General features: G+C 59.0%; 11 protein-coding genes and 1 tRNA gene. 3 read left to right on the top strand and 9 right to left on the bottom strand.

Translation table 11 applies throughout. The annotated features are described in order from the left end of the window. Window positions 1–77: 77 nt before the first annotated feature. Window positions 78–1,295, top strand: coding sequence for a S41 family peptidase (locus tag OGM67_02550; protein ID UYJ35236.1), 1,218 nt, complete (start codon window positions 78–80; stop codon window positions 1,293–1,295). 22 nt (window positions 1,296–1,317) lie between these two features. Next, on the top strand, window positions 1,318–2,181 hold the full coding sequence (gene rsmA, locus OGM67_02555) for a 16S rRNA (adenine(1518)-N(6)/adenine(1519)-N(6))-dimethyltransferase RsmA (GenBank protein UYJ35237.1): 864 nt from the start codon (window positions 1,318–1,320) through the stop codon (window positions 2,179–2,181). A 150-nt stretch (window positions 2,182–2,331) separates the two neighbouring features. Here the strand turns inward: rsmA and OGM67_02560 are convergent. The 4 genes from OGM67_02560 to OGM67_02575 form a co-directional block, all read right to left on the bottom strand. Continuing rightward, a tRNA-Thr gene (locus tag OGM67_02560) sits at window positions 2,332–2,407 on the bottom strand. A gap of 45 nt (window positions 2,408–2,452) precedes the next feature. Beyond that, window positions 2,453–3,463: an aspartate--ammonia ligase gene (asnA, locus tag OGM67_02565; GenBank protein ID UYJ35238.1), complete on the bottom strand. Its 1,011-nt coding sequence runs from the start codon at window positions 3,461–3,463 to the stop codon at window positions 2,453–2,455. 41 nt (window positions 3,464–3,504) lie between these two features. After that, window positions 3,505–5,262, bottom strand: coding sequence for an ABC transporter ATP-binding protein/permease (locus OGM67_02570; GenBank protein UYJ35239.1), 1,758 nt, complete (start codon window positions 5,260–5,262; stop codon window positions 3,505–3,507). Continuing rightward, entirely contained in the window at window positions 5,259–6,998 is a 1,740-nt protein-coding gene (locus OGM67_02575; GenBank protein ID UYJ35240.1) for an ABC transporter ATP-binding protein/permease, read from the bottom strand. Before OGM67_02575 ends, OGM67_02570 begins: the two co-directional genes overlap by 4 nt. Before the next feature lie 91 nt (window positions 6,999–7,089). On the opposite strand from OGM67_02575, the gene OGM67_02580 reads away from it, so the two are divergent. After that, entirely contained in the window at window positions 7,090–9,426 is a 2,337-nt protein-coding gene (locus tag OGM67_02580) for an ATP-dependent Clp protease ATP-binding subunit (GenBank protein UYJ35241.1), read from the top strand. Between the two features lie 257 nt (window positions 9,427–9,683). Here the strand turns inward: OGM67_02580 and OGM67_02585 are convergent, their stop codons facing one another. Genes OGM67_02585 through OGM67_02605 form a run of 5 tightly spaced genes read right to left on the bottom strand, consistent with a single transcriptional unit; the run spans window position 9,684 to window position 12,719 of the window. Further along, window positions 9,684–9,887 carry a ferredoxin thioredoxin reductase catalytic beta chain gene (locus OGM67_02585; GenBank protein UYJ35242.1) on the bottom strand — a complete coding sequence of 68 codons (204 nt, stop codon included), beginning with the start codon at window positions 9,885–9,887 and terminating at the stop codon, window positions 9,684–9,686. A gap of 15 nt (window positions 9,888–9,902) precedes the next feature. Further along, window positions 9,903–10,331, bottom strand: coding sequence for an aspartate carbamoyltransferase regulatory subunit (locus tag OGM67_02590; protein UYJ35243.1), 429 nt, complete (start codon window positions 10,329–10,331; stop codon window positions 9,903–9,905). Beyond that, entirely contained in the window at window positions 10,318–11,271 is a 954-nt protein-coding gene (pyrB, locus tag OGM67_02595) for an aspartate carbamoyltransferase (protein ID UYJ35244.1), read from the bottom strand. Before pyrB ends, OGM67_02590 begins: the two co-directional genes overlap by 14 nt. 55 nt (window positions 11,272–11,326) lie before the next feature. Next, window positions 11,327–12,079 carry a GntR family transcriptional regulator gene (locus tag OGM67_02600; GenBank protein UYJ35245.1) on the bottom strand — a complete coding sequence of 251 codons (753 nt, stop codon included), beginning with the start codon at window positions 12,077–12,079 and terminating at the stop codon, window positions 11,327–11,329. Beyond that, window positions 12,072–12,719, bottom strand: a complete 648-nt coding sequence (locus tag OGM67_02605; GenBank protein UYJ35246.1) for an endonuclease III — start codon at window positions 12,717–12,719, stop codon at window positions 12,072–12,074. The genes OGM67_02600 and OGM67_02605 overlap by 8 nt, the downstream gene beginning before the upstream one ends. Window positions 12,720–12,869: the final 150 nt, after the last annotated feature.

The following is a 12,869-nucleotide window of genomic DNA, read 5'->3' on the forward strand; positions in this document are numbered from 1 at the left end:
TGAGCCTTTTCTCTACGGTATTTTTCTCCCTTGCCTACGGGGCATAAACGCAAAAATAGTAAGGAGCCATCAGAGCCATGAGCAAAAAAATCAGTCTCGGCGTGGCAGCCACCATCGCCATCATCGCAATGGCTGTCACCTTCTCGCTGACGATGGTCGTGTCGATGAAGATGTTCAACACGACCGTGTCCAGCGTCAAAAATAAGGAACGCCAGTACAACAAGCTGTCGGAGATCGACCGCTTTGTCCGCGCAGGGGAGTTCTTCACCATTGATGAGGACACCCTGAACGATAAGCTGGCCGCCGGCTATATGAGCGGCATCAACGACCGATATGCTGTCTACTATACCGCCAAGGAGTACAGCGAAAAGCAGGCCATCGAGAAGGGCACCCTCACCGGCATCGGCGTGGCCGTTGTCAACGATGCCTCCTCCGGCTATGCGCGCATCATCCGCGTATACAACAATTCCCCCGCCAGTGAGGCCGGCCTGCAGGTCGGCGGCTTTATCACTGCCATTGGCGAGGAATCCACCAAAAATATCGGATCTACCGCGCGTTTGACCTCCCGCCTGCTGGGTGAGGAGGGCACTACCACAGTCATCACCTACCTGACGCCCGACCGTCAGGAGCAGCAGCTGAGCCTTGTACACTCCAACTATAAGACCCCCACCATCTCAACAAGCCAGCTGACCGCCGGCACCTGCGGCTATCTGCGCATCGACGCCTTTACCACAGGCACCGCCAGCGAGTTTAAAACTGCCGTGGACAACCTGCTGCAGCAGGGGGCAACCTGTCTGGTGTTTGACCTGCGCGACAACGCCGGTGAAAACCTCAATGCAGGGCTTGTCGCAGCGGATTACTGCGTACCCTCCGGTGAGATCGCCAAGCAGCAGGATAAGGACGGCAATGTGACCGTGCTGCGCATGTCCGATGAGAACGAGATCAATGTTCCGATGGTCTGCCTCGTCAATGGAGCTACCTCCAGCAGTGCCGAGCTGTTTGCCAATGCCCTGCGCAAGATGGGCGGTGCCACGATTGTCGGCACCAAAACGGCCGGTATGGGCGTTGTACTCAGCGATGTGCAGAGCTTCTCGGACGGCTCTGCCGCCTATATTACCTCCGGCCTGCTGCTCGACAACGAGGATCAGAGCTGGAACAACGAGGGTCTGAAGCCCGATATTGACGCGACACTCTCTGTTGATGAACAGAACTCCTACTACGACTACACGATCGACACTGACCCGCAGATCAGCAAGGCCGTTAATGCGGCCATGTCGCTGACCGGCCAGAACTGATATACGCTGAAAGGAAGCCGCCGTGCCCACATTGACCGACTTGTCTACCATCCGTGACCTCTGTGCGCGGTACGATTTTGCCCTTTCCAAAGGGTTTGGCCAGAATTTTATCATTAACCCGGGTATATGTCCCCGCATTGCCGAAGCCGCCGGCATCGGCCCCGGCTGGGGTGCCCTTGAGGTCGGCCCCGGCATCGGTGTACTGACCGAACAGCTCTGCAAGCGCGCGGATAAGGTCGTTTCCATCGAGGTAGATAAGCGTCTGCCGCCGCTCCTTGAGGAGACGATGGCAGGGTATGATAATTTCAAGCTTGTACTGAACGATGTCCTCAAGGTGGATTTGAAGGCGCTGCTGACTGAGGAGTTTGGCGATAAGCCGGTGGCTGTCTGTGCCAACCTGCCGTACTATATCACCAGCCCGATCCTGATGCGCCTGCTGGAGGAAAAGCTGCCTATCCGGAACATCACCGTCATGGTGCAAAAGGAGGCCGCACAGCGTCTGTGCGCCGCCCCTGGCACCCGCGATGCGGGTGCGATCAGCTACGCGGTGGCCTATTATGCGGAGCCGAAATTATTGTTCAGCGTGCAGCCCGGCAGCTTTTACCCCGCCCCCAAGGTGACAAGCGCCGTCATTCGCTTGGATGTGCGCAAGACTCCCGCCGTACAGGTTCCGAACGGTGACGAGGCCGCCTTCTTTGCGTTGATCCGCGCTGCCTTCTCACAGCGCCGCAAGACCGCAGCCAACGCCATTGCCAACGGCCTGCACCTGCCCAAGGCACAGGTCCTGACCGCGCTGCAGTCAGCCGGTCTTGATGAACGCGCACGCCCCGAACAGCTTACGCTGGAGGAGTATTGTGCCCTGCAGAACGCGCTGCATACAAAATAATTCCTCAACGATGCCATACTAAACAAACTCCCGGTCGCTTGATTGCAGCCGGGAGTTTTTACTGAAAATATACGACACCGGAAAAGGCATAGTTTAACAACTAAAAAGAGCGCTGCAAGGTAAAATTAAACCTTGCAGCGCTCTTTCGTATGGAGCTAGTAACAGGAATCGAACCTGCAACCTGCTGATTACAAATCAGCTGCACTGCCAATTGTGCTATACTAGCGGGTACTAGATAATAATACCACAAACAGCAGCGCTTTGTCAAGACTTACAGCAATTCTACACCGGCATTACGGCAGGCTTTTACCGTGGCATCATCCCAAAGGCTGACCTGAACCTCACCTACATGAGCTTTGCCGAGCAGCAGCATGCAAAGGCGGCTCTGGCCGATGCCGCCGCCCATCGTCAAGGGCAGCGTGCCGTCCAACAGCATCTTGTGGAAGGGCAGCTCTGCGCGCTCGGGGCAGCCTGCCTCGTCCAGCTGGCGGCGCAGCGATTCAGCATCCACGCGGATACCCATGCTGGACAGCTCCAGTGCGCAACCAAGAGGCTTGTGCCAGAACAGAATATCGCAGTTCAGCGCCCAATCATCGTAGTCGGGGGCACGGCCATCGTGGGGCTTGCCACTGCGGAGCTTGCCGCCGATCTGCATAATGCAAACCGTGCCATGCTCCTTGGCAAAGGCGTTTTCGCGCTGCTTGGCGGTAAGTTCCGGGTAGAGGTCCTCCAGCTCTTGTGTCGTGATAAAAGCTACATCGCGGTCGAGATGAATGTTCTTCAGCTCAGGAAACTTCCAGCGCAGCTCATCCGAGGTCGCGCAGACCGCATCCACGATGTCGCGGACGGTCTCCCGCAGAAAATCCAGCGTGCGCTGGTCAGCGGTAATAACACGCTCCCAGTCCCACTGGTCAACATAGATGCTGTGCAGGTTGTCCAGCTCCTCATCACGGCGGATGGCGTTCATATCGGTCACAATGCCCTGACCGGGGCGGAAGCCGTACTTGTACAGGGCATAGCGCTTCCACTTAGCCAGACTGTGGACGACCTCGGCCTGTTCGTTCAGGCTGGGCACATCGAACGCAACGGGGCGCTCTACACCGTTCAGGTCATCATTCAAACCGCTGCCCTGCATGACAAACAGGGGAGCCGTGACGCGCTTGAGATGCAGTGCCATGCAAAGCTTTTCCTGAAAGATCGTTTTGATAAGGCCGATGGCCTTCTGGGTGTCATACAGCCCCAGCAGGCTTTGGTACCCTTCCGGAATGATAATGCTGCTCATAGTAGAATCTCCTTTTTCTTTCCCAGATTTTGACCCTATGCTTACGCCTTGGCAAACTGACTTTCGTAGAGCTGCTTATAAAAGTCGCCCTGCGCCAGCAGTTCATCATGCGTACCGCGCTCGATAATGTTGCCGGCCTTCATCACCAGAATCTGGTCAGCATTTTTGATGGTGGACAGGCGATGGGCCACAATAAAGCTTGTGCGGCCCTTCATCAATTCCTCAAAGGCATCCTGCACCAGCACCTCGGTGCGGGTGTCAATGCTGGAGGTGGCCTCATCCAAAATCAGAATCGGCGGACGCCGCAGCATGACCCGCGCAATACAGAGCAGCTGCCGCTGCCCCTGGCTGATATTGCCGCCGTCCTCGGCAACCTGTGTGTCGTATCCGTTCGGCAGGCGGCAGATAAAGCTGTGGGCGCGCGCCTTCTTGGCTGCGGCTATGATCTCCTCGCGGGTGGCGTCCGGTTTGCCGTAGGCGATGTTTTCTGCAATCGTACCGGCTTTGAGCCATGTTTCCTGCAGCACCATGCCAAGATTGGCGCGCAGGCTGTCCCGCGTTACCGTGTCGATGGGGTGTCCATCCACCCGCAGCGTGCCGCTGTTGATCTCATAGAACCGCATCAGCAGGTTTACAAGGGTGGTCTTGCCGCAGCCGGTCGGACCGACCAGCGCGATGCGCTGCCCCGGCTCGACCTTGAGGTTCATATCCTCGATCAGGGGTACATCGTCCTGATAGCGGAACCGCACATGCTCAAAGGCCACGCTGCCGGCGCCGTGGGGCAGGCTCACGGCATCGGGGGCATCAGGGATGATCGGTGTCTCATCGATCAGATCAAACACCCGCTGCGCACAGGCCAGCGCATTCTGCAGCTCGGTCATGACATCGGAGATGTCATTGAAGGGCTTTGTGTACTGGTTGGCATAGTTCAAAAAGACGCTCAGCTCACCGACCGTGATACCGCCGGCAATCGCAACAAATGCGCCCAGTATGCCGACCGAGGCGTAAACCAGTGAATTTACAAAGCGGGTGCAGGGGTTCGTGGTCGAAGAAAAGAAGGTTGCCCGCACACCGCAGCGCTGCAGGTCGCGGTTGATACGGTCAAAGCGCTCCTCGGCGCGCGCCTCATAGCCGAAGGCGCGAACCAGATGCTCGTTGCCGATCAGCTCCTCCACAAGGCTGGTCATCTCGGCGCGGGTCTCGCTCTGCACCCGGAACATAGAATAGGTGTGTGTCGCAATAAAGCGCGCCACAAAAATGGAGAGCGGTGTCAGCGCCACGACCACCAGCGCGATGCGCCAGTCTATATAGAGCATGACCCCCAGGGTACCCAGAATGGTCAGCACACCGGTAAACAGCTGGGTAAATCCCATCAGCAGGCCGTCACTGAACTGCTCCACATCGGTCGTGATGCGGCTGATCGCATCGCCGGGGCGGTGGGCGTCCATATATTTCAGTGGCAGAATCTCAAGCTGCTCAAACACGCGCACCCGCATATCCCGCACGACCTGAAAGGTGATGCGGTTGTTGACAACATTCATCAGCCATTGGGAGAGCGCCGTGCAGGCGATCGTGGCAGCCATAGCCAATGCGATGCGGCCAAGCCCCTGATAATCGACCTGCCCGGGCCCCACGATCTTATCGACCGCCCTGCCGGCCAGCACCGGTGCAAGCAGGGTGGTGACAACGGTGATGAGCGCCAATGTAAGCGTAAGAATGACCATGCCCTTGTAGGGGCGGATCAGCTGCAGAACGCGTTGGATCGTATTGCGGTCAAGCTTCTTCGATGTCTTGCTCATAGTGTTTTGGCCACCTCCTCCTTGCTCAGCTGGCTCAGGCAGATTTCCTTATAGACCTCACAGCTCTGCAGCAGTGCGGCATGGGGGGCATCACCGGCCAAAGTGCCGTCATCCAGCACAAGAATGTGGTCAGCGCGCTGCACGCTCGCCGCGCGCTGGGAGACGATAAAGACCGTCATACCCTGCGTTTTTTCTTTAATGGCCTTGCGCAGGGCTGCATCGGTGGCGAAATCCAGCGCGGAGGCACTGTCATCGAGAATCAAAATTTTCGGCTTCGGTACCAGTGCGCGTGCAATCGTCAACCGCTGGCGCTGCCCGCCGGAAAAGTTGCGTCCGGCCGTTTCCACAGGGGCATCCAGCATGCCGGGCTTGCTGCGGACAAAATCTGCGGCCTGTGCGATTTCAAGCGCCTCCCAGATTTCCGCATCGGTGGCATTTGGGGCGGCCCACTGCATATTGTCGCGGATGGTGCCGGTAAACAGCACCGCCTGCTGGGGTACGATGCCTACAAGGCTGCGAAGCTGTGCAAAGCTGTACTGCTTTACATCATGGCCGAACAGTGTCACCGTGCCGCGGTCGGCATCGTAAAAGCGGCAGATCAGATCGATCAGGGTCGATTTGCCGCTGCCGGTACCGCCGATCACGCCGATGGTCTCGCCGCAGCCGGCCGCAAAGGAAATATCGGTCAGGCTGGGTGCGCCCGCACCATGATAGGTGAAATCCACATGCTCAAACCGGACCGCCTCGCCAGCACCGTCAACCGCGAGCGGTGCCGTACCGGGGTCTTCCATCGTAGTGCGGGTGTTCAGAATCTCATTCACACGCATACCGCTGGCCAACGCGCGCGTTACAGAGACGACCAGGTCTGCCAGACGCAGCAGACTCAGAAGGATCTGGCTCATATAGTTGATCAGCGCGATAACCTCACCCTGAGTCAGCGCACCGGCATCGACCTCCATGCCGCCGCGCAGCAGCAACGCTACCACGGCGAGGTTGACTACCAGATAGGTCAGGGGATTCATCAGGGCGGAGATGCGGCCCGCTGCAAACTGCAGCGATTTCAAATGATCGTTCGTCTCGACAAAGGCAGCCAATTCATCGGCCTGCCGGGCAAAGGCGCGCACCACACGGGCACCCACATAGTTTTCACGGGTCAGCAGCGTCACACGGTCAAGGCCGTTCTGTGCCTCATGGTAAATCGGCACCGTGATCCGCATGATTGCCCAGATGATCAGCGAAACCGCAACGGTAACGCCGAGGAAAAGCAGCGTCAGTTTGGGGCTGATTGAAAATGCCATGATAAGTGCGCCAATAACAATGAACGGCGAGCGCAGCAGCAAGCGCAGGGTCAGGTTCACACCGTTCTGGACCTGATTGATGTCACTGGTCATCCGCGTGACCAGCGTGGGGGTACCGATACCGTCCAGCTCGCTGTAGCTCAGCGTGTCAATATGACGGTACAGGTCCCTGCGCAGCGCCGTGCCAAAGCCCAGTGCCGCCGTGGCTGAAAAGTATTGGGCCGTCAGGCTGCTGGCAAGACCGATGGCAGCCAGCAGAACCAGCAGGCCGCAGCGCGTCCAGATAAAAGCTGCATCCCCGTTTTTGATGCCTGTATCAATGATGCTGGCGATGACCAGCGGTACAAACAGCTCAAAACAGGCCTCCAACATCTTGAATAGCGGTGCCAACAGGGCTTGTCGCTCATAGCCCTTGATATAGCGCATCAATTTGTGCATGAAAGACCACCTCATAGGTACAGATTGCGTGTAACTGCATTATTATACCACTAATTCGGGAATTTGTCATATCCTGATTCAACCGATTTCGATGATTATTTATCCGTCCGGCGTCTATACTTTCAATGGGCAGATACAAGAGGAGGATATGCAGATGTTCTGGGTCTACAGCTACAAAGGTTTTTCACGCACGGCGGCGCGCACCGTCCGCACCGCGCTGGTACTGGCAGGTCGGCAGGGCTGCTGTCAGGCCGACACAGGCCATCTGCTGCTGGCGCTGGTGCAGACGGCACGCGGCAGTGCAGCAGACTTCCTGCGCCGCAAGCGGGTCACCACCACAGCGCTGGCCAACTGCAGCGCCGCCCGGGCCGAAGGCGCACCGCGCAGGCTGCACCGCTGCGACCTTGCACCGGAGCTGCGCAAGGCGATGGAGTTTGCTGTGCTGGGGGCGCACGCTTCCAGTGCTGCCCGGGCCGAAAATGAGCATCTGCTCTGCGCCATGCTTGAGGATTCCACCTGCACAGCCAGCCGCTGGATGCTTTCCCTTGGTGTCGAGCTGCCGCAGGCCGCGCGGGAGTGCCGCCAGCTCTCGGGTCAGCTGGTATTGCCCGCACAGCCCCGGATGGCAGCCAGCCGCACGGGCCGACCCAGCGAAAAATACGGCCGCGACCTGACACGCCTTGCACAGGAGGGTCGTCTGGACCCGGTGCTGTGCCGTGACAGTGAGCTGGAGCGGATGGTGGAGATCCTTTGCCGCCGCCAGAAAAACAATCCCTGCCTGCTGGGGGAGCCGGGTGTCGGAAAAAGCGCACTGGCCGAAGCGCTGGCCCAACGCATTGCCTCTGGGCAGATTACCCCGGCCCTGCGGGGCAAACGGGTCTTATCGCTCGATATGGCCTCGATGGTGGCGGGCACGAAATACCGCGGTGATTTCGAGGAGCGCTTTAAAAACCTGCTTGAGGAGCTTTACCGCGACCGCTCGACCATCCTGTTCATTGATGAGATCCACATCATTGCCGGTGCCGGGGCAGCGGAGGGGGCTATCGATGCCGCCAGCATCCTAAAGCCGATGCTGGCGCGCGGGGAGATACAGCTCATCGGTGCGACCACGCCGGAGGAATACCGCAAGACAATCCAGAAGGACTCTGCGCTCGAGCGGCGGTTCGGGCGGGTGATGGTCGAGGAGCCGACACCAACCGCTGCCGAAACGATTCTCGCGGGCCTGATGCCCCGGTATGAGCGTTACCATGGGGTGGCCATCCCGTCCACAGCCATCCATGCGGCAGTCGAGCTGAGTGTGCGGTATCTGCCGGGGCGGTATCTACCCGATAAGGCCATCGACCTGCTGGACGAAGCCGCGGCTGCACGCCGCATTGCCGAAAACAGCAGCGAGAAAAAAGCGCTGACCCCGGCAGACATTGCCCGTGTGGTGAGCAAGGCGAGCGGTGTACCCGCCGAGCGTGTGGGGGAGGCCGAGCGTGAGCGGCTTGCACAGTTGGAGCAGCGCCTTGCCGCAGAGGTCATCGGCCAGCCGCGGGCTGTAGCCTCGGTAGCCGCCGCTATACGCCGCAGCCGCACCGGCCTGCGGGAGAACAATCGTCCCATCGGCGCGATGCTGTTTTTGGGGCCTACCGGTGTGGGTAAGACCCAGCTGGCCCGCACACTGGCCAAGGGCTGGTTCGGTAGCGAGAAGGCACTGCTGCGCTTTGATATGTCCGAATATATGGAGCGTCACACCGTGGCACGGCTCATCGGCGCGCCTCCGGGCTATGTAGGCCACGACGAGGGCGGCCAGCTGACCGAGGCTGTGCGCCGCCGCCCCTACAGCGTTGTGCTGTTTGATGAGATCGAAAAGGCACACAGCGATATTCAAAATCTGTTGCTGCAGATTTTGGAGGACGGCACCTTGACCGATGCACAGGGCCGCAGAGCGGATTTTTCCAACACCATCATTTTGCTTACCTCCAATCTGGGTGCGCGGTGCCTTGCCGGGCAGACGGCCCCCATGGGCTTCGGCGCTGCCGGGGCGGAAAAGGACCGCCGCGGCCAGCAGGCAATCCGGGAGGCGAGGGAGTTCTTCCGCCCCGAGCTGATGGGGCGTCTGGACGAGACCGTGCTGTTTGACCCGCTCGGCCCGGAACAGCTGGCAGGCATTGCCGACCGGCTGCTCTGCGAGCTGGAGGAACGCGCAGCCGGGCAGGGCTACACCCTGCGCCATACTGCCGCAGCCGCCAAGGCGCTGGCAGGGGATAAGGTGCCGCCCTACGGCGCGCGGGAGCTGCGCCGCACGGTCAGCCGTGCAGTAGAGCAGGCACTGGCCGACAGGATCGCCGATGGCACTGCCCAGCCCGGCACAGTCTACACGGCCGATGCCGATGCAAACGGGCACATCATCCTGACGCAGGACACCCTGACGGCCTGTGTGTAACGCCGCTGCACAAACAAATAGGGAGGCATCCGCCTGTAGCAGACGGATGCCTCCCTATTTTTATCAGGGCAATACCGCATAATTCTAAGTGCCGATACGGCGAGCGAGGTGCGGCAGCTGCTAAGCCAAAAGCGCAGATAATACTGGATGTCTTATCGAGCATTTTGGCAACGCAGATGCCGTGCCGCAGCCGCCGGAGCGGTGCTTAAGCCGTCAGGCGGGAATTGTGCGGTGTTGCCTTAGCTTCGGAACAGCCTTCAATCCTTCACATACAGGCCGCAGTGGCAGGGGCCGTGATAGTCCGGGTCGGCCAGCTGCTGCTTGAACTCGCTGCAGATGCAGATATTTTCCGGGATATGCTGCAGACGGCAGGGGCAGTATCCGCCCGTACGCTTTAAACCCTCACGGATGGTCTTGACAATCTCCTCGTTGGGATTCAGATGAAACTTTGGCTTTTCCATCGCAGTTACCTCACTTTACGGTTTGACGCGGAACTCCTGCTCGCAGTAGATGCAGCGGTAACGGCCGCTCGGCGTCAGTGCAAAAATATGGTCGCAGCCCTCCTCGATAGAAGTGATGCAGCGCGGGTTCGTGCATTTGATGACGTTGACCAGCCGCTTGGGCTGCTCGGGGTGTTTCTTCTCCGTCACCTTGCCGTCCCGGATAAAGGTAATGGAGATTTTCGGGTCGACATAGGCGAGAACGTCAAAGCTCATCTTGCTGACATCGCCCTCGATCTTTATTATGTCCTTTTTTCCGTCCTTTTGGCTGCGGACGTTCTGCAAAAGTGCCACGCTGGCATTGTTCAGCTTTTCCAGCTCCATCATGTGGTAGAGCGCCAGACCCGTGCCTGCGGTAATGTGGTCAATGACCACGCCGTTCTGGATTTCATCAACCTTCAACATTGAACGCTACCTCCCCGGTCTTGGGGTCTTTGAGACCCAGCAAAGTCATGATCAGCGCCATGCGCATATAGACACCGTTCTGCACCTGGTCAAAGTACGCTGCGCGCGGGTCGTCATCCACATCCAGCGTGATCTCATTCACACGGGGCAGGGGATGCAGCACCGGCATATCCGCGGGGGCCAGAGCCAGCTTTTCCTTTGTCAGGACATAGCTGTTTTTCAGACGGATGTAATCTTCTTCATTAAAGAACCGCTCTTGCTGGACGCGGGTCATGTAGAGGACGTCCAAATCGGGCAGAGCCTCCTCCATGTTGCGTGTCTCAACATAGGGGATGTTGTTAGGCTCGAGGATTTCGCTGATGATGTAGTCCGGCACGCGCAGCTCCTCGGGTGAGATGAGCACAAACTTCATGCACGGCAGACGGGACAGGCTCTTGATCAGGCTGTGCACCGTGCGGCCAAACTTGAGGTCGCCGCAGAAGCCGATGGTCAGATGATCCAAGTGCCCCTTGCGCTGGCGGATCGTCATCATGTCCAACAGCGTCTGGGTGGGGTGGCTGTGGCCGCCGTCACCGGCGTTGATGACCGGAATGCGGCTGTAGCGGGACGCGCGCAGCGGGGCGCCCTCCTTGGGGTGGCGCATGGCGGCAATGTCTGCCACACAGCTGATCACGCGGATGGTATCGGCTACGGTCTCGCCCTTGGAGGCGCTGGAAACACCGGCATCCGGGAAACCCAGCACCTGACCGCCCAGGTTCAGCATGGCCGCCTCAAACGAAAGGCGGGTACGGGTGCTCGGTTCGTAGAAAAGCGTTGCCAGACGCTTGCGCGCGGCAACATCCTTATAAGCGGCCGGATCATCGTGGATACGGTCGGCAAGGTCCATCAGGCTGAGCGTTTCTTCCAGCGTAAAATCCGCCGGGTCGATCAAATGTCTCATACACAATCCCCTTTATAATAGCTCTATATTCTAAGCGGCGGTATGCCGCTTACAATCAAACCAGTTTGCGCACCATGGCAAAATCAAAGAAATCCGTGTAGCAGGTCTGGCAGCAAAGCACCGGCTTGCAGGTGCGGGAGTAGCAGATCTCATCCAGCTGCAGCAGCGCCTGATCAGGCCGCACCCCCAGCTGGCGGCGGATGCCCGGTGAACCCATTACAGCGTGCAGCGTTGTCAATGTCTCGGCTACCTCCACGCGGCAGTGCTGCTCAACGATCTCAAAAATCGGGCGGCTGAAGTCGATCGAATCGAGCCGCTTGCCGCCGAACAGTGCCAGCGGCAGAATATCGGTGGAGTACAGCACCGGCGTTTCATCTGCCAGCACGCGGCGGCGCACAAACACCAGCGTATGTTCCTTCTCCGGGTCAAGGGCCAGCCGCTCCATCAGTTCGGGCGTTGCGGTTTCCCGTGTGACCATCAGGTTATCGCTGTGCGGCACTCGCCCGATTGCGCGGATCATCTTGTTGAACTCCAGCTTCTGATCCATGCGGTTCTCAACCATCAGCACATCACGGTTGACAAGCGTACCGATGCCGCGCACCCGCTCCAGATAACCGTCGCGCTCCAGCTCACTCAGGGCATCGCGCACCACGGTGCGGCTAACCCCCAGCGCCTCAGCCAGCTCCAACTCACTGGGCAGCTGTGGTGCGGCAGCGTAGATTCCATCGCGCAGCTCCTCCAGCAGGCGTTGGGCGGTCTGCTGGCTGCGCAGCTCGCCGCCAAGGCGGTTTTCCGTCGTTTTATTCATTGGCAAATTCCTTTCGCGCCCGGCAGATATCGGCCAGACAGCATTTGTCACAGTAAGGCTTTGTGCGCGCCGTGCAGACTGCGCGGCCGTGATCCACCAGGCGGTGGCAGAAGCCGTTTCCCTCCTCGGGGGGAATGATCTTCCACAGCTCCCTCTCGACCTTAGCCGGGTCCTTGCAGTTGTCCACAAGACCGATGCGGTTGCACAGGCGGATGCAGTGGGTATCTGTCACGATGGCCGGCTTGCCGAAGACATCCCCCATTATCAGGTTGGCGCTTTTGCGGCCAACCCCCGGCAGGGAGAGCAGCGCATCAAAATCATCGGGCACACGGCAGTCAAATTTATCCCGCAGCATCCGCATACAGGCGGAAATGTCCCGCGCCTTGCTATGGCCCAGCCCGCAGGGCTTGACAATGGCTTCGATCTCCTCCGGGCTGGCGGCGGCCAACTCCCTGACGCCGGGAAACCGGGCAAACAGCTCCTGCACAACGACATTCACCCGTGCATCGGTGCATTGGGCTGCCAGCCGCACCGACACCAGCAGCTGCCATGCGTGGTCATAGTCCAGCGTGCAGTCACTTGCCGGGTATTCGGCCTTAAGCCGCGCAATACAGACCGCTGCGAGTTCCTTCTTGGTCACCGTGTATTTCTCCGTTTCGTGCTATTTCTTTAATATTACCACGATACTGCCCTCTAATCAAGTCCAGAAGTATGATGTTTTGGGACACAATGCGGTAAATGTTTTTGCCCGGGCAGCACCATACCCCTGCTGTCCATCGGGCAGCAGGGG

This window comes from Oscillospiraceae bacterium (genome assembly GCA_025757985.1).
Lineage (GTDB): Bacteria > Bacillota > Clostridia > Oscillospirales > Ruminococcaceae > Gemmiger.